The sequence below is a fragment of the Treponema sp. C6A8 genome (assembly GCF_000619925.1).
Lineage (GTDB): Bacteria > Spirochaetota > Spirochaetia > Treponematales > Treponemataceae > Treponema_D.
In genome coordinates this window covers 113,716-140,161 of the sequence record NZ_KK211042.1, presented here as the reverse complement: position 1 = coordinate 140,161, position 26,446 = coordinate 113,716, and the positions used below count along the sequence as shown (strand labels likewise).

Below are 26,446 nucleotides of genomic sequence, written 5' to 3'. Positions count from 1 at the left end.
ATAGGGGAGGAAAAAAATGTTAAATGTAAATACAATTAAACACGGTCTTGTAATTGATCATATTCGTGCGGGTGCCGGCTGGCAGATTTACCAGTGGCTGGGTCTGGACAAGGCGCCTTTTACATCATGCCTTATTCAGAACGTGCCTTCAGAAAAATCAGGCAAAAAAGACATCATTAAAATTGATAACATCATCAACATTGATTATTCGGTTCTTGGTTTTATTGATCCTCATATCTGCGTAAACGTAATCGAAGACGAAAAAATCGTCCGCAAAATCAATATGGAACTTCCTGGACGTGTTCAGGGTGTATTCAACTGCCGAAACCCTCGCTGTATTACCCAGACCGAGCATTACGTAAAACCAACTTTAATTCTGACTGACCGTGAAAAGGGCGTATACAAGTGCGAATACTGCGATACGCTTTATGTAGCTGGCGAGAAATAAGTAGAGATAAAAATGTTTTGTAACATTGGAAGGATAAAGCGGAGGGAGTGGAATGTGGGGCAAAAACACTCTGATTGTTGTGACCGCGTAAGCGGTCAATTCGATAGTTTCTTTGCAACAATCAGCGTGTAGCGCATTATTGCGCGGTTTTGCACCACGTTACACGACCGGGAGCTTTTTCTTTCACTTTAGGAGAAAGAAACTTTATGTCAAACTTAGTAATCTACAACGCACGCTTAGTGGACGAAAATACCGACGCCTACGGTGCCCTTCTTATTTCCAACGGTAAAATCCTTTCTGTTTGCAAAAGCGATTTCTGCACCGAAGCAAGCGCCGTTAAGCTTGCCGACGGCATCTTTTCAGATTCCGCTGACCCTGTAGAACTGTTTGACGCAAAAGGTCTCGTAATCACTCCTGCATTTATTGATATGCACGTTCATCTGCGCTATCCGGGACAGACTCAGAAAGAAGATTTAAATTCCGGACTCCACGCAACTGCTGCCGGCGGCTTCGGCACAATCGTTGCCATGCCAAATACCAATCCTGTGGTTTCAAGCGCAGACTTAGCCCTTCAGATTGAAAAAGAAGCTGAGCAGATTGGTCTTACAAAAGTATATCAGACTGTAAGCCTTACGAAGAACTTTGAAGGAAAAGACGTATCACACTTAAAGGAAATTGACTGCAGAACCATTCCTGTAATTACAGAAGACGGTCACGATGTACTTTCTGCTTCCGTAATGCTTGATGCAATGAAGGTTGCCGCAGAAAAGGGGGCTATTGTAAGCTGCCACAGCGAAGATCCTGAGCTTGCATTGAAGGCAAAACCTTACCGTGCTGCTGCCCTTGAAATTATGAAGATGTACGGGCTTTCTGCCTGGGGGCACTTTGTAGAAAGCGAAAAAGAAATATCTCCTGAAACATTTACAGAAATTGATTCAAATCTTACATCTGCCAACAGCCTTCTTGCCATTGCAGAAGATTCTGCAACTTACCGCAATATTCTGCTGGCAAAGGGAGCGGGCTGTCATGTTCACATTGCCCACTGCAGTACAAAAAATTCTATTGAAATTGTTCGTGCTGCAAAAAAGGAAAAGGTTAAGGTAACCTGCGAAGTTACACCTCATCATCTGGCTCTTACTGGTGATACAGAGCCTATGATTCGTGCCCTTGTAAATCCTCCTCTCCGCCATGAAGAAGACCGCCTTGCCCTTATTGAAGCCCTGCGGGACGGAACTGCCGACGTAATTTCTACAGACCACGCTCCTCATACAGCTGATGATAAGGCTGCAGGTTCACCAGGATTTACCGGAGCAGAAACTGCCTTTGCCGTATGTAACACTGTGCTTGTAAAGGAATACGGATTTACACCTCAGAAACTTTCCCAGCTTATGAGCGCTAACCCTGCAAGAATACTTAAACTCAAAAAAGGTCTTCTTGAACCAGGATATGATGCTGATTTTGCTCTTCTGGATCCTGAAAAAAGATGGAAGGTTCGCGCTGCTAATTTTAAGAGCAAGGGAAAGGCAAGTCCATTTGAAGGTGAAGAATTAATTGGCAAGGTAGAAGGGCTATTCCTTGCCGGTAAACGCTGTAATATCTAAAAATCTTTTCAGGCTAATTGCCTAAAACAGCCTGCCACAAGACCTGCTTAAGTTCAGAAAATTCTTTTGTAAAAATGAATTCCTGACTGCGGGGGCGGGGCTGAATTACTTTTACTTCCTTTATAAGATTAGTCTTTTCTGACTCTGCGGCATTTTCCAAAATCAGGATACGGTCAGAAAGCAGGATTGCCTCTTCAATATCGTGGGTAATCAAAAGAGTAGAAAGATGATGTTTTTCCATTGTTTCTAAATACCACTGATGCATCTGATTTTTTGTAATCATATCCAGGGCAGAAAAAGGCTCGTCCAGCAGCATCACTTCTTTTGAAGAAAGAAAGGTTCTGAGCAGGGCAGCCCTCTGCTTCATTCCGCCGGAAAGCTGGGCAGGGTAGAGAGCTTGGGTTCCCTCAAGGTCGAATTCCTTAAAAAAGGATGAAGCTTTTTCCCGTGCTGTTTCTTTTTTCTCACCGCTGATAACTAAAGGCAGGCTTACGTTATCCAAAACTGTGTAGTAGGGAAAGAGAAGGTCTTTTTGAAGCATGTAGCTAACTTTTCCGACCTTCTGAGTGATTTTTATTCCCTTCAGGCTTACATGTCCCTGGTCAGGAGCTTCAAGGCCTGCAATTATATTAAAAAGCGTAGATTTACCGCTGCCGCTTTTTCCCACAATGCTGACGAACTCGCCTTTTTTAAGGGAAAAACTTACGTCTTTAAGCACCTGCCGGTTAGAGAAAGATTTATAAATGCCTTGAACTGAAAGAGTTTGCAATTTGGTAACTCCAATTTGAAAAAACAGCGCTAGGGAGTCGACCGGAAGCTGTTTTTTCTTAATTTAGATATTCATTTGTGAAACCTTTATTTTCAGGCAGAGTTCCAGGCATAAGGCCTGTGTCGTTCAGCCAGCGGAAAAAGCGGTTCCAGCGTTCAGGTTCAATATAGCCCCATTTTTTTGCATCAGATTTGTAGTAATCATTGATCCATTTCTGGCTTGCAAATACAAGGTCGCGGTCAAGTTCAGGAGCTGCCTTGCAAAGGATTTCTGCGGCTTCTTCCGGGTGGGCAATGGCATACTCGTAACCTCTGCGAAGTGCCTTAAGGAAGCGGCGGGCAGTTGCAGGCTCTTTTTTCAAGAACTCTGTTCCCGAAATAAAGATTGGTGTGTAGTAATCAAAAACAGGATCGATTTTTCCAAAATCAATGTAGTTTGTTTCATAGCCGTCGAGTTCCAGCTTTACTCCGTCCCAGGCATAATAAATCCATACGCAGTCAATTTCTGTGTTGAGGGCGGTAACTACATCGTAAACGGTTGAAGGAATAAGCTGGAGTTTGGAGAAGTCTCCGCCGTCGTTTTCCATAACCCGCTGAACAGTTGAAAGTTCTACAGGAGATTCCCAGGTGGCGTATTTTTTGCCTTCAAGTGCAGCCGGACGGTCAATTCCTGCTTTTTTAAGGGAGATAAGGCCCGAGGTGTTGTGCTGTAAAAGGGCAGCAACGGCAATTACCGGAATTTCTTCTTCCTGACAGAGGGCCGGCGCAATTGAATCCTGAAAACCAACTCCGAACTGAGCGCGGCCTGTTGCAACCATAACTTCGGCGCCGTCTTCAGAAGGCTGAACGATTTCTACCTCAAGGCCTTCTTCTGCAAAAAAGCCCTTGTCTCGGGCTACGTAGAGGCCTGTGTGATTGGTGTTTGGCGTCCAGTCCAGCGCGAAGGTAATTTTTCTTGTATTTGTGTTAGAGCAGCCGCTAAGCCAGAAGATTGCAGCACCCAGCACTGAAAGTGCTGTCATCATCATTTTATTTCTTTTCATTTTTAATCATCCTTTTTTCAACAATAGAAAGTATTTTTATCAGGACAAGGCTGAGGGCAGAAATCAAAAAGATAACCGCAAAAAGCTTGTCATAGGCGTAAGATTTTTTTACCCGGGTCATGTAAACGCCAAGTCCCCGTGTGCCGCCAAGCCATTCTGAAATTACCGCTCCGATAATCGAATAGGAAGCAGAAATCCTCAGACCGGAAAAAAAGTAGGGCAGGCTTGAAGGTATTTTTGCGTGGCGCATGATTTGTGCTTTTGTGGCGCCCAGGCTGCGAAGCAGGTTGATTGCATCTTTATCGACTGAGGCAAAACCCGTAAGCAGGCTGATTGTCAGCGGGAAAAAGCAGGAAATTACTATCAGAATAATTTTTGACTGCATTCCGTAGCCGAACCACAAAATTAAAAGCGGAGCCAGCGCAATTGTCGGAATTGTCTGGCTGATTACAAGAAGCGGATAAACAGCGCGGTGAACGAAGCTGAATCTGTCCATAAAGACAGCAAAGAATAAGGAAATGGCCACGCTGAAAAAAATGCCGCACGCTGCTTCTGCAAGTGTTATTTTGAGGTGATACATGAGAAGCAGAAAATCGCTGCAGAAGGCACGGCCAACTTTTACGGGAGAAGGCAGCATGAAGGCCGGGATAAAACCCGAAAGACTCAAAATCTGCCAGAGTAAAAGTATTAATGCTATCAGCGCGAAGGGGGCGGCTCTTTCTTTAAGCTTCATGGTATTTTTTTGTTTTCTTTTCGATAGTAAGAACTTCGCCTTTTGGTCGGTAAGAGATTTTTACATAGGCGCTTACTTCCGGCGCTCCTGCCTTAATTGCAATCAGCTGGCAGTTTTTTACAACTTCCATAAGCTTGTCGTAATCGCCTTCTATGCTTGTTTCGCATGGCCCAACAAAATAGTTCAACCCTGTACTTTTGATGTAGGCAATAACTTCGTCTACAATGCGGCACAGTTCTTCATCATTTTCTGCTTTTGGCAGAACCTGAATAGCAACACTTGCTTCCATAAATGAAAACTCCAAAAATATAGATTATTTTCCTGAGCGGTGGGGTAAAAAAAGAAGTGAATCTGCTTTCCTACGCCGGCATTATCCGGATCAGGTACGGTCGGAACCAGGAAGTTCCCTCTCAGCCGGATCTCGTCCAGCTCCCGAATGTTGTGTTTTGGCACTAACGCTTATGATATTAGCGAAATGGTAGGCGGGACGCAATAGGGGGGGGCGCGGGTAAGCGGGGGCTCTGCTACTTTATAAACTTGCGCTTTTATCGTAAAATAAAGTTCTGGGAGGAAAAAGTGGAAAACTTTATTGCAACAGCAGAACCGGATATTAAACTGACAGGGGCAGAAAAAACTGCAATCCTTTTGGGCGAGCTTGGAATGGCAATCAGCGATGATTTACTGGAACGCATCGGTCTTTCTGACCGCGAAAAAAAAGCAATAAACAAGGCATTTAAAAAGCTTGGAAAATATAATCCTAAGAGCCGTTTTGAATCACTGCGAGAAGTTCAGGTCTTGCAGGAAGTTATGGACTACGGTTCTTACAAGGGAATTCTTCCTCCTCCTAAACCGGACTTTTACCAGCAGAAGCAGCAGGAAGTTCTTGGCATGATGAAGCAGAATCCTGATGCAGTTGCAAACCTTCTTAAAACCTGGCTTGGAGACGATGACTAATGACTTACGATTTGCATAATATTCCAACTTTCGGTGTTGCCGGCAATTTTACGGGGCATCTTGAGCAGGCTGGTGAAGCAAAAGATTTTGAAAACGTAAAAACTGCCGAGGTAAATGCGCCTAAGGCTCTCTTCCCTACATATATTCCGCTTGCACCCGGCATGGCAATTGATGACGCTTCTGTGCCAATGTTTCTGCACGATTTTCCTTTTGATGATGAGAAAATCATCTTCCCGGCCGGCGAAGAGAAGCTTCAGATTGAGCCTGAATGTGCCCTTATCTGTGATGTAAAATGGAAGGCCGGACGCGTTGTCGGATTGACACCTGTGGCCTTTGGCGCTTCAAACGACTGTTCAATAAGAAAAGAAGGCGCTAAAAAAATCAGCTTGAAAAAGAACTGGGGCAGGGCGTCTAAGGGATTTTCTTCCCACACAATTGAAGTTGACCGTTTTGATGCTGCGGGCATTTTGAACCGCTACCGCATTGCAAGCTTTCTTGTGCGCGAGGGTCAGGCCTTTGCATATGGTGAGGACAGCGCAGTCCGCGATTACAGCTACATCTACAATAAACTGACCGCATGGATAATTGACCGCTTGAATCAGCAGAAGGATGAAGGCCCGGCAGAAAACGTAAATGCTTACCTTACAAAATGCGGCTTCCCTGAGCGCATTTTAGTTTCGATTGGCGCTACCCGCTACACTGATTACGGCGAGCATAATTTCTTGCAGAATGGTGATAAGGCAGTGGTGGTGCTCTATCCGGAAGATAAGTACAGTGGGGAAGAAATTGCCCAGCGTGTAAAAGAAAATAATTTGAAAGCAGAAGACATCAGCGCGTTAGTGCAAACTGTTGAAGTGTAAGAAAAATGCTCCTGCGTGGAACCGTAATTTGCTCCGCAGCTTTTCGCTCGCCGCAAGCTGCGCTTGCTCTGTAGGCACCCTTCCGCGTTGTGCGGTCCGTATCGCGAAAAAAGCTACGCAAATCACGAACCCACGCTCCGCATTTTACCTTACAATTCAAAATCTATCTTCCACAAATCTTCTCAATTTGTGCCAGTTCTTCCGCAGAGAATGCAGTTTTTCCTACAATCTTAATGTTGTCCAGAATCTGTTCAGGGCGGGAAGCTCCAATCAGAACGCTGGTTACCTTGCCGTCGCGGAGAACCCAGCTGAGTGCCATCTGGGCAAGGCTCTGGCCGCGGGCAGCAGCGATTTCGTTCAGGGCTTTAATCTGCGGAAGTCGCGCCGCAACATCAGCTTCGTGAAGGAAGCGGCCGTCACGTTTAACGCGGCTGTCTTCCGGGATTCCGTTCAGATATTTGTCTGTCAGAAGTCCCTGGGCCAGTGGAGAGAAAGCAATAATTCCATAGCCCTGCTCTGCACAGTAATCCTTAAAGCCGTTATCTTCGATAGTGCGTTCAAAAATTGAATACTTGTTCTGGTTGATTATAAATGGAGTGTGAAGCTCGCGTAAAAGAGGAAGGGCTTTTTTCAGCTGCTCTGTGCTGTAGTTTGAAAGTCCCACGTAAAGGGCTTTTCCGCTTCTTACAATCTGGTCCAGGGCGCAGATAGTTTCTTCAATCGGTGTGTTGTCGTCAGGACGGTGGTGATAGAAAATATCAACATAGTCGAGGTTCATGCGCTTAAGACTCTGATTCAGGCTTGAAATCAGATATTTGCGTGAGCCCCATTCACCGTAAGGACCTTCCCACATGTAGTAACCGGCCTTTGTAGAAATTATCAGCTGGTCGCGGTAAGCCTTCATTTCCTGATTGATGATTTTTCCTGCATTTTCTTCTGCACTACCAGCTTCAGGGCCGTAGTTGTTTGCAAGGTCAAAATGAGTGATACCGTTATCAAAAGCTGTAAAGCACATAGCCTTCATATTGTCGTAAACGTCTTTACTTCCAAAATTGTGCCAGAATCCAAGGGATACAGCCGGCAGCAAAAGCCCGCTCTTTCCGCAGCGGTTATACTGCATTGTCCCATAACGATTATCGTCTGCTTTGTACATAGTTTGATACTCCTGTGTATGCGGGTCTGTTAGCGCCCGCGGGGCTAGTTACTCTCTGCCAACTATTTTAGCACGTAATCTTTAATTCTGTAAAAAACGCGCAGTTATAAATAAAAAACTCCGCCTTCTGGTTGCATGCTGTGTTAAGTGAAGGCGGAGTAAAAATCTTGGAGGATATTACAAGGCGGAAAGATAACCGCCTGATTGTAATTAATTTTATTTGTTGCCCTGTCCGTAGTAAGCGTTAGGGCCGTGCTTTCGCATATAATGCTTGTTGATGATGTAGTCTGGAAGAGGATTTGCATCCGGATTAATCATAAGGGTCTGCAGGGCCATCTTGCTTACTTCTTCCATAACTGCGGCGTTGTAAACAGCCTTTGCAGGAGTTTCTCCCCAGGCAAAAGGTCCGTGACCGCCAACAAGTACCATGTTTACTTCTGCAGGATTGATTTTGTTCTCGTGGAAGTATTTAACAATCAAATTTCCTGTTTCAGTTTCATAGTTGTTTTCTACCATCTCTTTTGAAAGATACGGTGTGCAAGGAATTGCCTTCTGAATATGGTCTGCGTGAGTAGTTCCGAAAAGAGGAACCTCGCGCAAAGCCTGTGCCCATGAAGTTGCATAGGTGGAATGGGTATGAATGATTCCGCCGATTTTTGCACCGTCCTTCATTGCAAACTCGTTGTAGAGAACGAGGTGAGTGTTTGTATCGCTGGAAGGGTTGAGCATTCCTTCTACACGGTTGCCCTTCAAATCAAGTACAACCATTGAATCCGGTGTAAGTTCCGGGTATGGAACTCCGGACGGTTTGATTGCAAAAACGCCTTTTGCCCAGTCGATTGCAGAAACGTTTCCCCATGTAAAAATTGCCAGATGCTGGGCTGGAATCTGCATGTTGCCTTCGTAGGCTAATTCTTTTAATTCCTGATATTCGCTTGCCATAGAAATCTCCTATCTCTTTGAATCCCAGTAAGCTTTGTTCCATCTGAGTTCGTTGCGGAATGCAGGAATCTTTGTTCCGTCATCAATTACAACGCACTCAATTCCAACCATTTCTGCCCAGTCCTGCATCATTTCCTGTGTAATGATGTTAGAGAATGCTGTGTGGTGTCCGCCGCCTGCCAGAATCCATGCTTCTGCAGATGTTTCAAGGCTAGGAAGTGGCTGCCATACCATGCGGGCAACAGGAAGTTTTGGAAGAGGAGCCTTTGGTGGTACTACGTTGATTTCGTTTACTACGCAGCGGAAGCGGTTACCCATGTCAACAACGGCAGAAACAAGTCCGCGTCCTTCGATTGTGTTGAATACCAGGCGGGCAGGATCTTCTTTTCCACCGATTCCAAGTGCATGAACTTCAACTTTTGGTTTTGTAACTGCAATTTCTGGGTCAACTTCCAGCATGTGTGATCCCATGTTGAGCTCTTCGCCAGGAACCAGGTTGTATGTGTAGTCTTCCATAAAAGCGTTACCTTTTGAGCCAGGAACTACAAGACCGTCAGTCATTACCTTAAATGTGCGTACAAGACATGATGTTTTCCAGTCGCCTTCTGCACCAAAGCCGTAGCCGTCAGCAAGAAGTCTCTGGATTGCAAGACCTGGAAGCTGTTTCATGCCCCACAAATCCTGGAAGTTTGTACAGAGTGCCTTACCGTTGTTATCCTTGAGGAAGCGGCGGAGGGCAATTTCGATTTTTGCCTGTTCTTTAATCTGTTTTGTTGTGAAGTCTTTGTCTGAACCGTAAACGATCTCATATTTCTGATTGTATTCATCGAAGAGAGCGTTTACATCGCCGTCCTTTACTTCGTTCATGTAAGCAACAAGATCACCGATTCCATAATATGGAACGCTCCAGCCGAATTTAATCATTGCTTCTACTTTGTCGCCGTCTGTAACTGCAACTTCGCGCATGTTGTCGCCAAAGCGGAGACAGCGGAGAGTTTTTCCGTCTGCTACGGCGCGGGCAATTCTCATCCAGTCTGCAATGCGTTTCTGTGTCCTTTCGTGTGACCAGTGTCCTACGATTACCTTGCGTGGCAAATCCATGCGGCTTGTGATAAAGCCGAATTCGCGGTCACCGTGGGCAGACTGGTTCAGGTTCATAAAGTCCATGTCCATTGTGGCATATGGAATTTCTTCGTTGAACTGTGTGTTCAGCTGCAAAAGCGGCTTTTTGTATGCAGAAAGTCCCGCAATCCACATTTTTGCCGGGCTGAAGGTGTGCATCCAGCAGATGATTCCGGCACATTTGTCGTCAGCATTTGCCTGTTCCAATGTCTGATGAATTGCTTCCGGAGTAAGAAGAGTAGGCTTCCATACCAGTTCGCAAGGAAGAGTCTTGCTCTTGTTCAAGCGGTCTACAATTTCCTTAGAGTTTTTTGCTACCTGTTTGAGAGTTTCTTCTCCATAAAGGTCCTGGCTTCCTGTGATGAACCAGAATTCATAGTTTGCTAAGTTTTCCATTTTTTATTACTCCTATTAATGTAACCTCATTATAAAGTTGTAAGTAAAACTGGCGCGAGGGAGTGGAGTGTGGGGCAAAAACACTTTTTTTGTGATGGTCGCGAAAGCGACCTGTTTTATAGTTTCTTTACCACAAAAAACGTGTAGCGCATTATTGCGCGGTTTTGCCTCATACTCCACGACCGGGAGCCAATTTTCTTAAGATTATAATCAGGTTGTAATATTCATTAGTCTACGTTTTCTACTGCTGCCTTCATAACCGGCAAGGCTTTTGTGTAGTTCTCAAAGAACTTGTTGAAGCCCTCTACATCGCTCTTTTCCGGTGCGATAGTAGTGATTTTTGCTGTCTTGAATACATTCTTTTCAAGGTAGTCGCCAAGGCTCTGGCCTTTTGTATCTGCGGCATAAGCGGCAAGAAGTGCCATACCCCAAGGTCCGCCTTCACCGGCAGTTTCCATTGTAGAAACCGGAGTGTGCATAGCGGCTGCCATGATTTTGATTCCGACTCCTGCTGTCTTGAAGTATCCGCCGTGTCCTGTAAGACGGTCGATTGCAACATTTTCCTTATCAAAGAGTATGTTCATACCTGTGCGGAGGGCTCCAAGAGCTGTAAAGAGCTGAGCGCGCATAAAGTTTGCAAGAGTGAAGTTGTTTTTCTGCTGACGAACTACGAGTGTGCGTCCTTCCTTAAAGCCGGTCATTGATTCGCCGGAAATGTAGTTATAAGGAATGATTCCTCCGCAGTCCGGGTCGCCTTTAAGGGCAAGACCAAGGAGTGTATCGTACAATACAGGCTTAGAAACGTTTCCGCCTGTTGCAGCAATTGCTTCTCCAAAAAGCTTAATCCACTTGTCATATTCGCCGGTACAGTTGTTTGCGTGAGCCATAGCTGCCATAGAGCCGTCCGGAGTTGTAACGATGTCGATTAAGTCTTTGTAAGCCTTAGAAAGAGCCTTCTCAAGAACTACCATTGCAAATACAGAAGTTCCGGCACTTACGTTACCTGTTCGTTTTGTTACGCTGTTTGTGGCAACCATACCGGTTCCTGCATCTCCTTCCGGTGGAGCGAGCAAAGTTCCTGCTTCAAGTTCACCTGTAGGGTCAAGGAATTTTGCGCCTTCAGCAGTTAAAGTTCCGGCAGGCTGTCCTGCAAGCAAAATCTCCGGCAGCAGGTCTTCAACCTTCCAGCCGAGTTTTTTTTCTGCAATCAGGGCATCGAACTGGCCAAGCATTTTTTTGTCGTAGTTCTTTGTTTTTTCATCGATCGGGAACATACCAGATGCGTCACCGATTCCAAGAACTTTTTTGCCCGAAAGCTTATAGTGAACGTAGCCTGCAAGTGTTGTAAAGAATGCAACATTGCCAACGTGTTTTTCGCCATTTAAAATTGCCTGATAAAGGTGAGAAATACTCCAGCGCTCTGGAACAGGGTAGTTGAATTCATCTGTCAATTTTGATGAAGCTTCTCCTGTAATTGTGTTGCGCCATGTTCTGAATGGAACAAGCAGAGTATCGTTTTTATCAAAAGCAAGGTAACCATGCATCATGGCACTGATACCAAGAGCCTTGATTTTTGTAAGCTTTACGCCGTATTTTTCAGAAACGTCCTTCTTAAGGTTTGCAAAGCTTGTCTGAAGTCCGTTTGCAATTTCTTCAAGTGAATAAGTCCACACACCGTCAACCAGTGAGTTTTCCCAGTCAAAGGCACCGCCCGCAACCGGCTCGTTGGCAGAGTCAATCATCACTGCCTTGATTCGTGTTGAACCGAATTCAATTCCCACAACGGCATTACCGCCGGAAATCTCCTTGGCAATTTCTTCTTTTGTCATAATTTTTTTATTCCTCCTGTAGTGCCGTCTTCCGGCGCCTAAAAATCAATATTTTCTTTAAAGAACACGTTGAGCGGAATGTTTACTTCCTTTTCAACGTCTTTTTCCAGTACCAGATTTTTGTAGATTTCCTTCATCACAAGTCCGCCCTGTCCGCGTGGATCCTGAGAAATGAGAGCATCTACCCTGTTTTTTTTCAGGGCTTCAATGTTGCTGTCTACAAGGTCAAAACCAACAACTGCAATCTTGTCCTTGAGTCCCAGTTCTTCAATTTTCTGTCCTGCATAATGAACTTCAGAGTTTACGACGCAAATGCCCCGTAAATCTTCTGAATCGTTAACAATCTGAACTACAGCGTCTGCAATTTCTTCCTGTCGGCTTCCGCGGGCAATCTTCTGAATTGCCTTACAGTCTTTTGTCTGCAAAAAGTATGAAGCAAAGCCGCGGGCTCTTTCATTCAGGTTATAACTTTCGCTGAAAGGTTTGATTACGGCAAAGGTTCCTGTTTTAGCTGAGCAAAGGCGGGTGAGTTTTCCTGCCATAAAGCCTGCCTTAAAAGGATTCTGGGCAACAGTTGTAATTGGAAGGGCGCCTGGAAGAGGGGAGTCAATAAAGCAGTATGGAGCTTTAAGTTTTTCCTGACTCAGAAGGAACATGATTTCCTCCTGCATGATTGGCGCGATGATGTAAGCCGAGCAGTCTGCCTTAATCATTTTCTTGAACTGAGATTTAAGGGATGCTGCGTCAGGGCGTTTAAAGCCGAAAAGTTCAATCTGGAAGCCGAAAGCTGCGTAATCGTTCACGCACGCATCTAAAATGCCGTCATAGATAGATTTCCAGTAGCCGCTCTCTTCAGAAATGGTTGGAATAAGCACTCCAATCTTAAAATCGCTCTTTTTCTTTAAAAATCTGGCAATAGGATCAGGAGAATAACCGTTTTCAGAGATAATTTTATTGATTTTTTCTCTTGTTTCTTCAGAAACACGACCTCTGTTGTGAATTACCCGGTCTACAGTTCCTGTTGAAACTCCTGCAATTTCTGCAATTTCAGTTACAGTCACTTAAATTCTCCCAAAAATACCCGTAAGTTGCGTGTACGTACACGCAACCTTGTCTCTAGAATACACCCTGAATGCAACTGTGTCAAATAAAAATTAGTAATATTTTAAAGAAATTATTTTCAACAAGGAAGATTCTAACGTATAATCTTTGCTAGGAGTAATATTTATGAAGACAAATACCTTGTCCTTTAAAATCGTTTCTAGAATTGCCCTTCTTGTAGTACTTATCTGTATCCTGCTTACAAGTTTTTCAATTATGCTTTTGTACAGAGTTCAGACAAAGCAGGTTGTAAGTACAATGACAAAATGCCGCGATGATGCGGGAAAACTCATTGAACTTTCTATTGAAGCCTATATCCGCGAGGTTGAAGCTGTTGCCCAGCGAAATGATATCCGAAGCATGGACTGGGATATTCAGCGGCCTGTTCTTCAGGCTGAGGCAAAACGTGTCGGCTTTGAATCTTTTGAGGTAGGAAACGTAAACGGTATGGCCCACTCAACTCAGGGTGCGGACATTTGGGTTGGCGGTCGTTCTTATTACGGAATTGCTCTTGGCGGTACTGCAAATATTTCTGATCTTGTTTATGACGAGCGTTACAACAAGATGGTTGTTGTTATCAGCAGCCCTTTGCGTGATGAAGAGGGTGGAATTGTCGGAGTTCTTTCTGGCGTAGCAGACGCTTCCTTCACAAATAAAATTACTTCTTCAATTGATTTGGATTACGACGGATTTATCTTCATCATCAACGATGCAGGTGAAAAAATGGCTGGCGTAGATTATAAAGGAAAATCCCAGCTTGAAAATAATATCCACGATGCTGCCTACACTCCGGACGGAAAATTCGGTCAGTTCCGTGAACTTCAGATTAAGATGATTCAGGAAGAGTCGGGACTTGATACCTTCTTTATGGATGGAAAAGAATATTATCTGTCATTTGTTACCATTAATAATGGTGAGTGGCATCTGGGAATCATTCAGAATAAGCATCAGGCCCTTGCGGTTTTGAATACAGTTCTTTTCCAGATGATGCTTATCACAATTGTTTCCATTATATTGGGTTCTTTGAGCGGACTTCTTCTTGCACGCAGCCTCAAGCCTCTCAGAAAGCTGAGCGCAAGCATTAATGAAATTGCTTCTGGAAAAGCTGACCTTACCCAGCGAATTAAAATCAAGACTGAATATGAAATCGCAGAGGTTGTGGACGGCTTCAACACCTTTACGGAAAAGCTTCAGACTATTATGAAGGTTATGAAGGAGTCTAAAAATTCCCTTTTTGAGGTCGGAAATCTTCTTAAGCAGGATACGGAAAATACACTTTCTTCTATTGAAGATATTCTCCAGCATATCAAATCTACCCGGGACGGAACTACCCAGCAGTTTGCCAGCGTTGATCAGACTGCGACAGCCGTTCATGAAATTGCCTCGAATATTGAATCCCTTGAGCGTATGGTTGAAAATCAGAGTGCCAGCGTAAAGGTTGCGGGACAGGCAGTTTCTGCAATGATTATGAATATTGAAAAGGTAAATAACTCTGTTGCCAAGATGGCTGATTCCTTCAAAAATCTTGAGCTTAAGGCTCAGAACGGTGTTCAGAAGCAGGATGACGTAAGCAATAAGATTGAAATTGTCGGTGACCAGTCTAAGATGCTGGGAAATGCCAACAAGACTATTCGTGAAATTGCCAGCCAGACAAACCTTCTTGCCATGAATGCGGCAATTGAAGCGGCTCATGCCGGCGAGGCTGGAAAGGGCTTCAGTGTTGTTGCCGACGAAATCCGTAAGCTTTCAGAAACTTCTACGGCTCAGTCAAAGGAAATCGGTGAGCAGCTAAAAAATATTCAGGAATCTATCAGCGAAATTATTTCCGCTTCCAATGAATCGCGGATTGCCTTTAAGGATGTAAGTCAGGAAATCCAGTCTACAGATTATCTTGTTCAGGAGATTTCTGTTGCCATGGACGAGCAGAACAGGGACTCAGAGAAAATCAATCTTTCTTTGAACAGCATGAACGACTCTACTTCGGTTGTAATTTCTGCCGTAAAGGAAATGTCGGAAGGAAACTCCGCAATTCTTAAGGAAATTCAGAATCTTCAGGCTTCTACAATGGACCTTAAGCAGAGCATGGATACAATGGAAAGCGGCGCTGAAACAATCAGACAGACTGGAAATGCCCTTTCAGAGATTTCTTCACAGATGGGAGAATCTATTGATGAAATCGGTGGTCAGGTTGACCAGTTCCAGGTTTAGTTTTATCAGGGATTTTAAGAGGTAGAAAAATGAAACATAGATTATTTGGATTTGCATTTTTAGCTCTTGCTGCGGCAGCTTTTTCTGGTTGTTCAAAGCAGAAGTCGGGAGTGGTTGTAGAAAACGAAAAGGAAATTCATATCCGCGTCTGGGAATCAAAAAACGGAATTGATGAATTTATAAAGCAGGCTGGAAAGGCTTATACCGAACTTCATCCGAATATAATTGTAGATTTTATAAACGTTGAGCTTCACAATACAGTTGACGCACTTACAAAGGATTCTCCTAACGGAGTTGCGGCAGATATTATTGCAGCTCCTCATGATAATCTTGGAAAGCTTGTTACACAGAAACTTATCCTTCCTACAGAAAATCCAAAGGATATTTCAAAACAGGTATTGGGTGCCTGTTCAAAGGCGCTTACTTATAACGGAACCATGTACGGTTATCCTGCCAGCGCTGAAACTTACGCTCTCTTCTATAATAAGCATCTTATCAGCGAGCGTGAAGTTCCTAAAACCTGGGAAGAGCTTGTGACCTGGGTAAAAAAGTTTAATGCAAGTCATCCGGGCCAGTATGGTTTTGTAATGGACGTTACAAACGGATATTATTCAATTCTTTTTACAACTTCAAACGGAAACCGCCTTTATGGTGACAGCGGAACTGAATCAAATAATCCGAATATGAATACTCCGGCGTCTGTAAAAGGCCTTAAGTTTTACCAGTCTTTGCGTTCCAGCCTTGGTCTTCAGAATGCTGAACTCAGTACTTCTGCCTGCGACGGTATGTTTTCTTCTGGAAATGCCGCAATGCATATTACAGGTCTTTGGAACGTAAATACTTTTGAAAAAGCCGGAATTGATTTTGGCGTTGCCTGCATCCCGGCTTTGCCTGGAGAAAGTAAGCCTGCGGCATCCTTCAGCGGAACCCGCGGTATGTTTGTAACTTCTGCATCACGCCATCCAAAAGAAGCCGCAGATTTTGCAGCCTTTATGCTGACTCCGGAAATGCAGCAGTTAAGATTTAGCCTCACAGGCGCGATGCCTGCCATAAATACAAAGGTCAGCAGTCCTTATATGCCGGGCTTCCTTGAGCAGCTTGACTATGCCTTTCCTATGCCGTCAATTCCTGCAATGGGTAAATTCTGGACAGAAACAGAAGCGGCTCTGCGGGCAATCTGGGAAGGCTCTGATGTTCAGACAGAGTTAGACGCCTTGAATAATAAGATTCGCGGTTAATTTTTAGAAACTAATTTTCAGAAGGGAGGAGTTCTTCGAGCTCTTCTTCAGGTTCGATCAGGACTTCCTCTTCTTCGCGCTCTTCGTCAGGTACGTAGTTATCTGGATTTGTTCTCTTTGCAATGATGATTGTAATGTCATCTTCAACCGGCTTGTTTTCCGTAAAATAGTAGAAGTCTTCTGTAATTCTTCTTAGAATTTCAGCCGCAGATTTTGAATTGTTTTCTGCAATGACGCGCTTTATCCTGTCAGTTCCATACTGATCCAGCTTTCTGTCTGTTGATTCTGTAAGACCGTCGGTGTAGCACATAAGAATGTCACCTTCCGCCATTTCAAAATCGGCAGTTCCAAAAGCAACGGCAATTCCCTTCATACCGATAGCTCCGTAATGTTTTTTACCGTCAGTTCCCCTGATTGGAGTAACTGCATCATTGCCGGCGCTGTATAAAAGCGGGTAAGGGTGACCTGCGTTTCCAATTTCTACATGGCAGCGTCCGTCTTTTGACGGCGGCCCAAAGCGGCAGAGAATTCCCGTCATGTAATTTTCAATATTTCCCTTTTCATAAAGGATTGTGTTGTTAATTCGCGAAAGAATTGCTTCCATGCTTTCCTTGTTACGGTAGCCCTTCTGGAAGGTGTGGGAAATAATGCTCTTTGAAAGCATTGTAATAAGGCTGGCAGAAATACCATGTCCCGAAACATCAAAAAGGGAAAGTCCGTTCAGAATTTCATTGTAATTGTAGTAGTCGTAAAGGTCGCCCGAAACTTTTGACTGAGGCGAGTAGTAAACAGAAATTTCCCAGCCGCGGAAATGCTTGTTAGGACGAGGGAAGAATCTCTGCTGAACGATTGACGCCATCTGCAAGTCCATATCGGCAATCAATTTTTCCCTTTCAAGCTGTTCATTCAAAACCGAAAGCTCGTTGTTGGCACTCTTAATTTCGCGGGTCTGTTTTTCAACTTCATCCTGCAGATGATTTGTAAGTCTTTCGTTGCTTGCGTAGGTTTTAGCGAAGCGGACACTGAGGACGATGATAAAGGCGATGATGGAGAAAAGCCATCCGAAAAGGGATATGAAAGTATAAGTCTGAGTGTGGTCATGAAGACGTCTTGTAATATCCAGGGCCACTGTAAGGACGAGAGGTATGAAGCCCAGAGAAAATAAAATTGAAAGCTTGCGTTTTTCCTTTTTTTTGAAGTTTATGATAACAAGAACTACGGCAAACATACCCTGAGCAATCAGCAGGGAGAAGAGGACAGGCATCATGTCAACAAGGCCGTCGTAGGTTTTCATCGCAAGTGTTATTATTACCTGAAGCAGCAGGATAGAACTTCGTGTGATTTTTACCCAGAGTGGCTGCTTAGTATGCATAAAGTTAAAGGCAAAATGAGTAGCGAATGCAATTGTGAAAAAGGCCGGAATACAATAGGTAAATTTTGTAAAGAGAAGGAATGGAATTATTCCGCTGTTATAAATAGGAAGCTCTGTCGCAAAGAAAGGAATCAGGAAGAAAATTGTAAAAAGGTTCATCAGGGCAAAATCACGGAATTCCTTGAACTTTGGAAGACTGAAGAAAAGGCAGATGTAAAGAACAAAGGTAAAAATCAGGGTTCCCACCAGGAACATGTAAATTCGGGTATGGTGGAAATTAATGATTTCCTGCATGGCGAAGGCATATTGAGGCGGAAGAATAAAGGAATGACTCGAAATTCCGCTTTTTCCCATACAGAAAATCTTAATTAAAACGGTGTTTTTTGCCCCCGGTTCATTATTCAGAAGGTTTATAGGGAAACTGAAAAAGTGTGATTTAAATAATGTAGACTGGGTTCTTGGAGGAAAGTTTCCTGCCTGAGAAATAAAAATTCCGTTGAGCCAGAGCTGTTCTGCAACCTTCATGTGTGGAATGACGAGCATCAAAGGCTGACCCCTGAAATAGTCAGGAATTGTAAAATCAAATTTTACCCAGACATAATGTTCACCTTTTCCAAGAACATTACGCAAATTATTGACGGTTTTATCTTCAAGTTTTTTGAATTTATCAAGATTTTTCATTACATCACCGGGATTTGATTCAGCGGTAGATTCCCAGTAATAGAAAGTGTCTCCTACTTCAATTTTTTTTTCTGCGCCGGGAATTTTCGGGCCGCATGAAGTGAAAAAGAGGCTCAAAATGAGGAAGAGAGATATTTTCTGTATTTTTAATTTCTGTGATTTAAAATTCACAATATAATTATAACACAGTTATTTCTATAATGGTAAATAAATCTGCTGAAATATAACACTTTATTCTTACTAAAAATATTTAATTTTATTAAAAATTTTCTGCTTGATTACTTTATAAAAAAAGTTGATTTTGGTATATTTATTATTCGGGAATGTATAAATATGCAGAATGCTGTTGCTGAATGCATCCCTTTTTACATTTGCCGAGGAGTAAAACGAAATGAAAAATGCTTACGTAAACCGTGTATGGGAAGAAGTAAAAGCAAAGAATGCCAACGAACCTGAATTTTTGCAGGCTGTAGAAGAAGTTCTTACAACTCTTGATCCAGTTGTAGAAAAAATGCCAGAACTTGAGCCAAACGCAATTCTTGAACGCCTTGTTGAGCCAGAGCGCGTAATTCAGTTCAGAGTACCTTGGATGGATGATGCAGGTAACTATCATGTAAACCGTGGTTTCCGTGTTCAGTTCAACTCTGCAATTGGTCCTTACAAAGGAGGTCTTCGTTTCTCTAAAGAAGTTAACCTTTCAGTTTTGAAGTTCCTTGGTTTTGAACAGGTTCTTAAAAACTCTCTTACAACTCTCCCAATGGGTGGTGGTAAAGGTGGTTCTGACTTCGATCCTCACGGAAAATCAGACAAAGAAGTTATGCGCTTCTGCCAGTCATTTATGACAGAACTCTATCGCCACATTGGAGCTGATACAGACGTTCCAGCCGGTGATAAAAACGTTGGCGGACGCGAAATCGGATATCTCTTCGGACAGTACAAGAGAATCCGCGATGAATATACTGGAGTTTTGACAGGTAAAGGTCTTACATTCGGTGGTTCTTTGATTCGTACAGAAGCTACTGGTTATGGTCTTATCTACTTTGCTCAGGAAATGCTCAAGAAAGTTGGAGACGACTTCAAGGGTAAGGTTTGTGTTGTTTCTGGTTCAGGTAACGTTGCAGAATACGCTGCAGAAAAACTTATTCAGCTTGGTGCAAAAGTTGTTACACTTTCTGACTCAAACGGATACATTTACGATGCAGACGGTATTACTCAGGAAAAACTTGACTGGGTTAAAGAGCTCAAGACAGTTCGCCGCGGCCGCATTGCTGAATATGCTAAACAGTTCCCATCTGCTAAATACTTTGAAGGCAAAAAAGTTTGGGAAGTTAAATGTGACTGTGCATTCCCATGTGCTACACAGAACGAACTTCTTGGCGAAGATGCACAGAAGCTTCTTGATAACGGCGTAAAACTTGTTGCTGAAGGTGCTAACATGCCTTCTAACATCGACGCTGTAAACAAATTCCTTGCTGCTAAGATTCTTTATGCTCCAGGAAAAGCTTCTAACGCCGGTGGTGTTGCAACATCTGGTCTCGAAATGTCTCAGAACAGCGAGCGCCTTTCATGGTCTGCAAAAGAAGTTGATGAAAAACTCCATGACATCATGATTAACATCCACAACAACGCTTACGACACAGCAGTTAAATTCGGTGCAAAAGAAGGCAACTGGGTAAATTATGTTGCGGGAGCCAATATAGCAGGTTTTGTTAAGGTGGCAAATGCAATGGTAGCTCAGGGATTGGTTTAATTTATATTTATGGTGCCTGATCGCACCTGCCACCCTTTCGGGTTACCGCCCAGTATAACTGGGCGAGACATTAGTAAGTAAATGCTAAAAGGCAGTCCACTGGACTGCCTTTTTTAACGCATTTTCTATTATCGTCAGGTTCGTGATTTGCGTAGGTTTTTGCGCGATGAAGGGGATACAACGCGGAGTTTGCCTACAGAGCAAGCGCAGCTTGCGGCGAGCGCAAAGCAGCGGTGCAAATTACGGACCTCCGCGAAAGCATTTGCTTATATTTGTAAAATTGTCCTGCAATAAATAAAAAGCCCTTTGAAGAGTTCAGGTAATCTACGGCACAACCATCATCTGAATACCGTTGCTGGATTCCTCCTCTGGCGGGGTTTTCCAGCGATGATTTGCATAGCACCTGAACTCATCAAAGGGCTCGTTTCTGAATATTAAATGATTTTAATCTTTTAGTAAATATGCTATTGTAACTTTATTCATTTGAACTATTGAGGAAACTATGCTCTTAAATAATCTGAAAAAACAATTTTTTGTACCCCATTTTGCAGTGAAATTTCCTATTATGATTATTTCAATTCTGGGAATGGGCTTATTTCTTTCTTTATTAATAGAAGTAAATTTCGGAACTGACCCTTGCAGCTTTATGAACCGCAACGTTGCAAGCAGATTCGGTTTGACCCTGGGAAACCTGCAGGTAATTGCCAATGCAGTCATGTTTATTCTAAGTTTGATTTTTGCAAGAAACCTTATCGGATTCGGAACTTTTTTCAACTGGATTTGTATCGGTTATATTGCTGACTTTTTCTGTGCAATCTGGAAAAGAGCAGGGCTGCACGATTTTCTTCAGCTTGCTGAAAGTATGAACTGGCGCATTATAATTTTTGCCTTTGCGATTTTCTTTTTTGTCGTAACTGCCGCAACTTATATGAATGCCCAGCTTGGTGTTGCTCCTTACGACGCAATTCCTATGATTATTTCAGGCTGGATTTCTAAAGTGCCGTTTTTCATTATCCGCATCTGTTATGATATGCTTGCAATTACAATTGGTGTCTGCGCAAGCCTTTCTAATCCAAAGGGAATGCAGGGCTCTCTCCTTGGTTCGATAATTCTGGCGCTTTCAATTGGCCCTGCCGTAACTATTGTAGGTAAGTGGATGAGAGCTCACGTTTTAAGATTTGATGAGTAAGTGACTGACTGCCTGATCCCCCCGGAGCCGTCAGGCGTTCTTCATTCTTTTTCAATAAGCTTTCATCTTTAATCAAAGGTGAAGGTTTGTTCGTCGACGCGCTTCATTCCAAGTGATTTCCAGAAAATAGCCGCGTTTGTGTCTTTTGCTTCAAGAACGACCTTTTTGGCGCCGGTTTCAAGCATAAGGCGTTCCATGGCGCGGGTTCCTAAACCCTGGTGGCGGTAATTTTTATTAACTTCAAAAAAGTCGATTATGAGGGTGTCTCCTATCATTTTATAGATGCAGACTGCCTTCAAAAAACCGCCAGATGGCGTGTAATCGAAAATCATATATTTATTGTCTTTGAGCAGGAAGGGGAATTCGCCCTGAGTAGTGTAGGACTGAAGCAGGGGAAAGTTATCCCAGCCTTCCAGAGCCATGTAAGATTCAAAAATGTCACAGTCAAGAATACGATAACTCAAATTCATTATCTTCTATTTTATAGGCAAAAAATCACCGTTGCAACCTTTTCTTTTTACCGTTAAAATAGAAAACTATGGCAAATGAAGAAATTATCCCATTGCGTATGGGTATTGATGTCGGTTCTACTACGGTAAAAGTAGCGATTCTTGACCACGATGATAAGCTCATCTATGGCGACTATCAGCGTCATCGTGCAGACATTCGAAGCACAATTATTAAGGTTGTAAATCAGGCATTAGACGATATAGAAAAGAAATTTCCTGCTGGTGACAAGCAGACTCTTACTGTAAAGGTTACTGGTTCCGGCGGTCTTTCTGTTTCCCACTGGCTTAACATTCCTTTTATTCAGGAAGTTATTGCGGCTACGACTGCTGTTAAGAAGATTATTCCTCAGACTGATGTTGTAATCGAGCTAGGCGGTGAAGACGCTAAGATTACATATTTTAAAGGCGGCGTTGAGCAGCGAATGAACGGTACCTGTGCGGGTGGTACGGGTGCATTTATCGATCAGATGGCGGCTTTGCTGGAAACTGATGCAAACGGTTTGAACGAGCTTTCTAAAAACGCTAAGCAGATTTATCCGATTGCGGCCCGCTGTGGTGTATTTGCTAAAACTGATATTCAGCCTTTGATTAACGAAGGTGCCCGCAAGGAAGATATTGCGGCTTCTATTTATCAGGCGGTTGTAAACCAGACAATTTCTGGTCTTGCCTGCGGTAAGCCGATTCGCGGTCACGTTGCCTTTTTGGGAGGCCCTCTTCACTTTATGGATCAGCTGCGCTACCGCTTTATTGAAACCCTTAAGCTTAAGGAAGATGAAATTATTGTGCCGGAAGATTCGCAGCTTTTTGTTGCCAGCGGTTCTGCTTTTAGTGCTGAGCGCAAGTTTACCGGCGATTCTGCTGAAAACTTCCACTTTCCGACAATTAAAGAATTCCGTGAGAGCCTGAAAAATCTTGTTGGTGCTGAGCTCAGCGAGGTTCAGCGTCTGCCACCTCTTTTTAAGAACGAAGCAGAGCTTGAAGAGTTTAAAAAACGCCATGCTCAGGAAAAGGCTAAGCGCGGGGATTTGAAATCTGTAAAGGGGCCTGTTTTCCTTGGTCTTGATGCGGGTTCTACAACTACTAAGGCTGTTTTGATTGACCAGGAAGGGGCAATCCTCTGGGATTTTTATGCCCACAATCAGGGAAATCCTGTCGAGCTTGCCGTTAAGGTTTTGAAGGAATTGTATGCCCAGCTGCCGGCTGACGCTTATATTGGTCGTGCGGTTTCTACCGGCTACGGCGAAGTTCTTTTCCAGTCGGCCTTTAATGTTGATGCGGGTGAGGTTGAAACAATCACTCACTTCCGCGCTGCTGACTTCTTTGTTCCTGGCGTAGAGTTCCTTCTGGACATCGGCGGTCAGGATATGAAGTGTCTCCGCATGAAAGACGGTGCCATTACTTCCATTCAGCTGAACGAGGCCTGTTCTTCTGGCTGCGGTTCCTTCCTTGATAACTTTGCCCGCACAATGGGTATGGATGTAAAGGACTTCAGTAAGATTGCTTTGATGGCAGAAAAGCCGGTAGACCTTGGCTCACGCTGTACTGTATTTATGAACAGCCGCGTAAAGCAGGCTCAGAAGGAAGGTTCTTCTGTTGCTGATATTTCGGCAGGTCTTTCTTATTCTGTAATCAAAAATGCCTTGTTTAAGGTAATTAAACTGCGCAAGGCCAGTGATATTGGAACAAAGGTTGTAGTTCAGGGTGGTACCTTCAATAATGATGCCGTTCTGCGTGCCTTTGAAAATATTTCTGGCGTAAATGTTTTTCGTCCTGATGTTGCAGGTTTGATGGGTGCCTACGGTTCGGCTCTTATTGCCTACGACCAGTGGCGCGATTTGACTGCCCCTCAGCCTGGAGAGCCTGAAGATACAGTTCACGAGGTTCATTCTAATATTGCAACTTTGTCTGATTTGGAAAGCTTCCATGTTGATCTGGAACTCCGCCGCTGCGGAAAATGTCAGAACAACTGTCTTTTGACAATTAATACCTTCAAAACTGAATCTGCTACCCGAACCTTCATTACTGGTAACCGCTGCGAAAAGGGTGCTGAAATTGAAGGCGTTCAGGTTCTTGCCGCAAGTGATAAAAATAAATCGCTTGATGATGATGCGGGTCCGCTTCCAAATCTTTTTGACTGGAAATATAAGCGTCTTTTCAGCTATGTTCCACGCAAGGCAGAAGACGCTCCTATGGGCGATGTAGGTATTCCTCGCGTCCTCAATATGTATGAAAACTATCCTTTGTGGTTTACCTTCTTTAATGAACTGGGCTTCCGTGTTCGTTTGAGCCAGCGTTCAAGCCGCAAGGTTTACGAAAAAGGAATTGAAACTATCCCTTCTGAATCTGTATGTTACCCTGGAAAAATCAGCCATGGTCACGTAGAGAGCCTTTTGCAGCAGGGAATTAAGTTTATTTTCTATCCTTGTGCGCCTTATGAGCTTAAGGAAGATTCCGGGGCAGGAAACCACTATAACTGTCCGATTGTAACAAGCTATCCTGAAGTTTTGCGCAACAACGTAGACGCACTCCGCCAGGATGATTCTATTTTATATATGGATCCATTCCTTCCGATTTACGACAAACCTCGCCTGCAGGAGCGTCTTTGTGAAGAAATGCTTCCTAAGTTCCCGAAACTTACCCGCGAAGCAATTTATGATGCTGTAGAAAAAGCCTGGGCAGAGCAGGAAAAATTCCGCGCTGACGTCCGCAAGGCCGGTGAAGATGCCCTTGAAGAAATCATTACAAAGGGCGGAAGCGGTATTGTACTTTCGGGACGTCCTTATCATCTTGATCCGGAAATCAACCACGGAATTCCTGAACTGATTAACGGACTTGGCCTTGCAGTTCTTACCGAAGACTCTGTAGCTCACCTTGGAAAGATTGAACGCCCGCTTCGCATTATTGACCAGTGGGTTTACCATAACAGGCTTTACCGTGCCGCTCAGTTTGTAAGCGAAATGGCAAATCTTGAGCTTGTTCAGCTTACTTCATTCGGCTGTGGCCTTGATGCCGTAACAGCGGATCAGGTGGATGAAATTTTGCGCGCTAAAAACCGCATGTACACTCTTATCAAGATTGATGAGGGAAGTAACCTGGGTGCGGTTCGAATCCGAATCCGTTCTCTGATTGCGGCTGTAAAGGCTAGAAGAAGAAACCGCCGTCACCTTGAAGAAAAAACATCGGCTTATAACCGCGTGGTATTTACAAAAGAAATGAAGTACACCCACACGATTATCGGCCCTCAGATGTCGCCAATCCACTTCCGCATTTTGCAGAAGGCTTTCCGCAGTGGCGGCTACAATTTTGTTGTACTGGACGCTGTTGACCCTAAGGCAATTGATGCAGGTCTCCGCTATGTAAATAACGATGCATGTTATCCGTCGCTTCTTGTTGCCGGTCAGATGATTTCGGCCCTTGAAAGCGGAAAATATGACATTGATAAGGTTGCCCTTATTATTACTCAGACCGGTGGCGGTTGCCGCGCGACAAACTATATTGGATTTATCCGCCGTGCCTTGAATGACGCGGGATGGGGACAGGTTCCGGTCCTTTCTTTAAGTGCCCAGGGTTTTGAAAAGAACCCGGGCTTTAAGCTTACTCCGCGCCTTGTTGATAATCTGATTAAGGCTCTGGTTGTAGGTGACGTTCTTATGCGCGTATTGTATCGCGTTCGTCCTTACGAGGAAGTTCCGGGCAGCGCAAATCAGATGTACGAAAAATGGAATGCCAAGGCAGAAGCAATGTTTGAAAAGCATGTTTCTTTTGCCCGCTTCAACCGCCTTGTTCGCAATATTATTAAGGATTTTGATAACCTTCCGCTTAAGCCTATTAAAAAGCCTCGCGTTGGTGTTGTCGGAGAAATCCTTGTAAAATTCCATCCGACTGCAAACAATCAGATTGTCGATACAATCGAAAAAGAAGGTGCAGAGTGCGTTATGCCAGACTTGCTGGACTTCTTCTTCTACACCTTTGCAACCGGTATTTTCCGCCATCAGCAGCTGGCCTTCCCTAAGAAAACCGAGCGTAATGCCCGTCTTCTTGTATGGGGACTGGATCTTTACCGCCGCAAGATGAAAAAATACCTTCGTAAGAGTCGCCGTTTTGAAGCTCCTAACTCAATCTACCAGATGATGAAGGGCGTAGACGACATCGTTCAGATTGGAAATATCACAGGAGAAGGATGGTTCCTTACTGCTGAAATGGTTGAGCTTATCAACGAGGGAGCTCCAAGTATTGCCTGCGTTCAGCCTTTTGCCTGTCTGCCTAACCACGTAACTGGTAAGGGTATGATTAAAGAGCTTCGCCGCCGCTTCCCGGATGCGAATATCTCTGCAATCGACTATGACCCGGGCAGCTCGGAAGTAAACCAGCTGAACCGCCTGAAGCTGCTGCTTTCTAACGCTCCGGTTGGACGACACCCGGATGAAGTCGGCAGCGAAGGAATGATCCGCATGCCGGACGGAAGCCTTGTAAAAGCTGAAGTTCGCGCCGCAGAAGGAAACACTGGCTTTACCGATACGGATCCTGCTCAGGAATCAATCGGATAATT

20 protein-coding genes, 1 other RNA gene and 1 riboswitch are annotated in these 26,446 nt (G+C 44.0%); of the genes, 9 read left to right on the top strand and 12 right to left on the bottom strand.

What is annotated here, in order from left to right:
- Positions 1–16 precede the first annotated feature (16 nt).
- Both T530_RS0112570 and T530_RS0112565 read left to right on the top strand, forming a co-directional pair.
- Complete coding sequence (locus T530_RS0112570) at positions 17–448, top strand: aspartate carbamoyltransferase regulatory subunit (protein ID WP_027729316.1); 432 nt, start codon at positions 17–19, stop codon at positions 446–448.
- Between the two features lie 206 nt (positions 449–654).
- Entirely contained in the window at positions 655–2,049 is a 1,395-nt protein-coding gene (locus T530_RS0112565) for a dihydroorotase (protein WP_027729315.1), read from the top strand.
- 13 nt (positions 2,050–2,062) lie between these two features.
- On the opposite strand, the gene T530_RS0112560 is transcribed toward T530_RS0112565, so the two are convergent.
- From T530_RS0112560 to T530_RS0112545, 4 genes are read right to left on the bottom strand one after another with little or no spacing between them, the layout of a single operon-like run.
- Entirely contained in the window at positions 2,063–2,818 is a 756-nt protein-coding gene (locus T530_RS0112560; protein ID WP_027729314.1) for an ABC transporter ATP-binding protein, read from the bottom strand.
- A 58-nt stretch (positions 2,819–2,876) separates the two neighbouring features.
- The gene (locus T530_RS0112555) at positions 2,877–3,860 is read right to left on the bottom strand and encodes an ABC transporter substrate-binding protein (protein WP_027729313.1); all 984 of its coding nucleotides are present in this window, start codon (positions 3,858–3,860) and stop codon (positions 2,877–2,879) included.
- Positions 3,847–4,593: an ABC transporter permease gene (locus tag T530_RS0112550; protein WP_027729312.1), complete on the bottom strand. Its 747-nt coding sequence runs from the start codon at positions 4,591–4,593 to the stop codon at positions 3,847–3,849. Before T530_RS0112550 ends, T530_RS0112555 begins: the two co-directional genes overlap by 14 nt.
- Positions 4,583–4,882, bottom strand: coding sequence for a thiamine-binding protein (locus tag T530_RS0112545; RefSeq protein ID WP_027729311.1), 300 nt, complete (start codon positions 4,880–4,882; stop codon positions 4,583–4,585). The genes T530_RS0112550 and T530_RS0112545 overlap by 11 nt, the downstream gene beginning before the upstream one ends.
- 50 nt (positions 4,883–4,932) lie before the next feature.
- Positions 4,933–5,040, bottom strand: a riboswitch (TPP riboswitch).
- Positions 5,041–5,169: 129 nt separating this feature from the next.
- On the opposite strand from T530_RS0112545, the gene T530_RS0112540 reads away from it, so the two are divergent.
- Both T530_RS0112540 and T530_RS0112535 read left to right on the top strand, forming a co-directional pair.
- On the top strand, positions 5,170–5,547 hold the full coding sequence (locus T530_RS0112540) for a hypothetical protein (protein ID WP_038074723.1): 378 nt from the start codon (positions 5,170–5,172) through the stop codon (positions 5,545–5,547).
- Positions 5,547–6,407 carry a DUF5718 family protein gene (locus T530_RS0112535; RefSeq protein WP_027729309.1) on the top strand — a complete coding sequence of 287 codons (861 nt, stop codon included), beginning with the start codon at positions 5,547–5,549 and terminating at the stop codon, positions 6,405–6,407. The genes T530_RS0112540 and T530_RS0112535 overlap by 1 nt, the downstream gene beginning before the upstream one ends.
- 163 nt (positions 6,408–6,570) lie before the next feature.
- Here the strand turns inward: T530_RS0112535 and T530_RS0112530 are convergent, their stop codons facing one another.
- The 5 genes from T530_RS0112530 to T530_RS0112510 all read right to left on the bottom strand — a co-directional run bounded on the left by T530_RS0112530 (position 6,571) and on the right by T530_RS0112510 (position 12,910).
- Complete coding sequence (locus tag T530_RS0112530; protein WP_027729308.1) at positions 6,571–7,560, bottom strand: aldo/keto reductase; 990 nt, start codon at positions 7,558–7,560, stop codon at positions 6,571–6,573.
- 216 nt (positions 7,561–7,776) lie between these two features.
- On the bottom strand, positions 7,777–8,502 hold the full coding sequence (araD, locus tag T530_RS0112525) for an L-ribulose-5-phosphate 4-epimerase AraD (RefSeq protein ID WP_027729307.1): 726 nt from the start codon (positions 8,500–8,502) through the stop codon (positions 7,777–7,779).
- 9 nt (positions 8,503–8,511) lie between these two features.
- Entirely contained in the window at positions 8,512–10,020 is a 1,509-nt protein-coding gene (araA, locus tag T530_RS0112520; RefSeq protein ID WP_027729306.1) for an L-arabinose isomerase, read from the bottom strand.
- 227 nt (positions 10,021–10,247) lie between these two features.
- Positions 10,248–11,849, bottom strand: coding sequence for a xylulokinase (locus tag T530_RS0112515; RefSeq protein ID WP_027729305.1), 1,602 nt, complete (start codon positions 11,847–11,849; stop codon positions 10,248–10,250).
- Positions 11,850–11,887: 38 nt separating this feature from the next.
- Positions 11,888–12,910 (bottom strand): LacI family DNA-binding transcriptional regulator, encoded by a 1,023-nt coding sequence (locus T530_RS0112510; RefSeq protein WP_027729304.1) that lies wholly within the window; start codon positions 12,908–12,910, stop codon positions 11,888–11,890.
- Positions 12,911–13,076: 166 nt separating this feature from the next.
- On the opposite strand from T530_RS0112510, the gene T530_RS0112505 reads away from it, so the two are divergent.
- Together T530_RS0112505 and T530_RS0112500 are read left to right on the top strand one after the other, a co-directional pair.
- Positions 13,077–15,158 carry a methyl-accepting chemotaxis protein gene (locus T530_RS0112505; protein WP_027729303.1) on the top strand — a complete coding sequence of 694 codons (2,082 nt, stop codon included), beginning with the start codon at positions 13,077–13,079 and terminating at the stop codon, positions 15,156–15,158.
- A 29-nt stretch (positions 15,159–15,187) separates the two neighbouring features.
- Positions 15,188–16,396 carry a maltose ABC transporter substrate-binding protein gene (locus tag T530_RS0112500; protein WP_027729302.1) on the top strand — a complete coding sequence of 403 codons (1,209 nt, stop codon included), beginning with the start codon at positions 15,188–15,190 and terminating at the stop codon, positions 16,394–16,396.
- A 10-nt stretch (positions 16,397–16,406) separates the two neighbouring features.
- On the opposite strand, the gene T530_RS0112495 is transcribed toward T530_RS0112500, so the two are convergent.
- Entirely contained in the window at positions 16,407–18,620 is a 2,214-nt protein-coding gene (locus T530_RS0112495; RefSeq protein ID WP_156011656.1) for a SpoIIE family protein phosphatase, read from the bottom strand.
- 220 nt (positions 18,621–18,840) lie between these two features.
- On the opposite strand from T530_RS0112495, the gene gdhA reads away from it, so the two are divergent.
- Entirely contained in the window at positions 18,841–20,199 is a 1,359-nt protein-coding gene (gene gdhA / locus T530_RS0112490; RefSeq protein ID WP_027729300.1) for an NADP-specific glutamate dehydrogenase, read from the top strand.
- A 310-nt stretch (positions 20,200–20,509) separates the two neighbouring features.
- Here the strand turns inward: gdhA and ffs are convergent.
- Positions 20,510–20,608, bottom strand: an RNA gene (gene ffs / locus T530_RS15055) — signal recognition particle sRNA small type.
- A gap of 156 nt (positions 20,609–20,764) precedes the next feature.
- On the opposite strand from ffs, the gene T530_RS0112485 reads away from it, so the two are divergent.
- Complete coding sequence (locus T530_RS0112485; protein WP_156011654.1) at positions 20,765–21,388, top strand: YitT family protein; 624 nt, start codon at positions 20,765–20,767, stop codon at positions 21,386–21,388.
- Positions 21,389–21,456: 68 nt separating this feature from the next.
- Here the strand turns inward: T530_RS0112485 and T530_RS0112480 are convergent, their stop codons facing one another.
- Positions 21,457–21,858: an N-acetyltransferase gene (locus T530_RS0112480; protein ID WP_027729298.1), complete on the bottom strand. Its 402-nt coding sequence runs from the start codon at positions 21,856–21,858 to the stop codon at positions 21,457–21,459.
- 68 nt (positions 21,859–21,926) lie between these two features.
- Between T530_RS0112480 and T530_RS0112475 the strand changes: the two genes are divergently transcribed.
- Positions 21,927–26,444, top strand: a complete 4,518-nt coding sequence (locus tag T530_RS0112475; RefSeq protein ID WP_027729297.1) for a 2-hydroxyacyl-CoA dehydratase — start codon at positions 21,927–21,929, stop codon at positions 26,442–26,444.
- Positions 26,445–26,446: the final 2 nt, after the last annotated feature.

Bases quoted from the DNA above. Each gene is read 5' to 3' on its own strand.
- araD (WP_027729307.1), bottom strand. From the start codon at position 8,502: ATGGCAAGCGAATATCAGGAATTAAAAGAATTAGCCTACGAAGGCAAC.
- T530_RS0112475 (WP_027729297.1), top strand. From the start codon at position 21,927: ATGGCAAATGAAGAAATTATCCCATTGCGTATGGGTATTGATGTCGGT.
- T530_RS0112500 (WP_027729302.1), top strand. From the start codon at position 15,188: ATGAAACATAGATTATTTGGATTTGCATTTTTAGCTCTTGCTGCGGCA.
- T530_RS0112555 (WP_027729313.1), bottom strand. From the start codon at position 3,860: ATGAAAAGAAATAAAATGATGATGACAGCACTTTCAGTGCTGGGTGCT.
- T530_RS0112485 (WP_156011654.1), top strand. From the start codon at position 20,765: ATGATTATTTCAATTCTGGGAATGGGCTTATTTCTTTCTTTATTAATA.
- T530_RS0112515 (WP_027729305.1), bottom strand. From the start codon at position 11,849: ATGACAAAAGAAGAAATTGCCAAGGAGATTTCCGGCGGTAATGCCGTT.
- T530_RS0112570 (WP_027729316.1), top strand. From the start codon at position 17: ATGTTAAATGTAAATACAATTAAACACGGTCTTGTAATTGATCATATT.
- T530_RS0112550 (WP_027729312.1), bottom strand. From the start codon at position 4,593: ATGAAGCTTAAAGAAAGAGCCGCCCCCTTCGCGCTGATAGCATTAATA.
- T530_RS0112530 (WP_027729308.1), bottom strand. From the start codon at position 7,560: ATGTACAAAGCAGACGATAATCGTTATGGGACAATGCAGTATAACCGC.
- araA (WP_027729306.1), bottom strand. From the start codon at position 10,020: ATGGAAAACTTAGCAAACTATGAATTCTGGTTCATCACAGGAAGCCAG.
- T530_RS0112545 (WP_027729311.1), bottom strand. From the start codon at position 4,882: ATGGAAGCAAGTGTTGCTATTCAGGTTCTGCCAAAAGCAGAAAATGAT.
- T530_RS0112565 (WP_027729315.1), top strand. From the start codon at position 655: ATGTCAAACTTAGTAATCTACAACGCACGCTTAGTGGACGAAAATACC.
- T530_RS0112505 (WP_027729303.1), top strand. From the start codon at position 13,077: ATGAAGACAAATACCTTGTCCTTTAAAATCGTTTCTAGAATTGCCCTT.
- gdhA (WP_027729300.1), top strand. From the start codon at position 18,841: ATGAAAAATGCTTACGTAAACCGTGTATGGGAAGAAGTAAAAGCAAAG.
- T530_RS0112480 (WP_027729298.1), bottom strand. From the start codon at position 21,858: ATGAATTTGAGTTATCGTATTCTTGACTGTGACATTTTTGAATCTTAC.
- T530_RS0112535 (WP_027729309.1), top strand. From the start codon at position 5,547: ATGACTTACGATTTGCATAATATTCCAACTTTCGGTGTTGCCGGCAAT.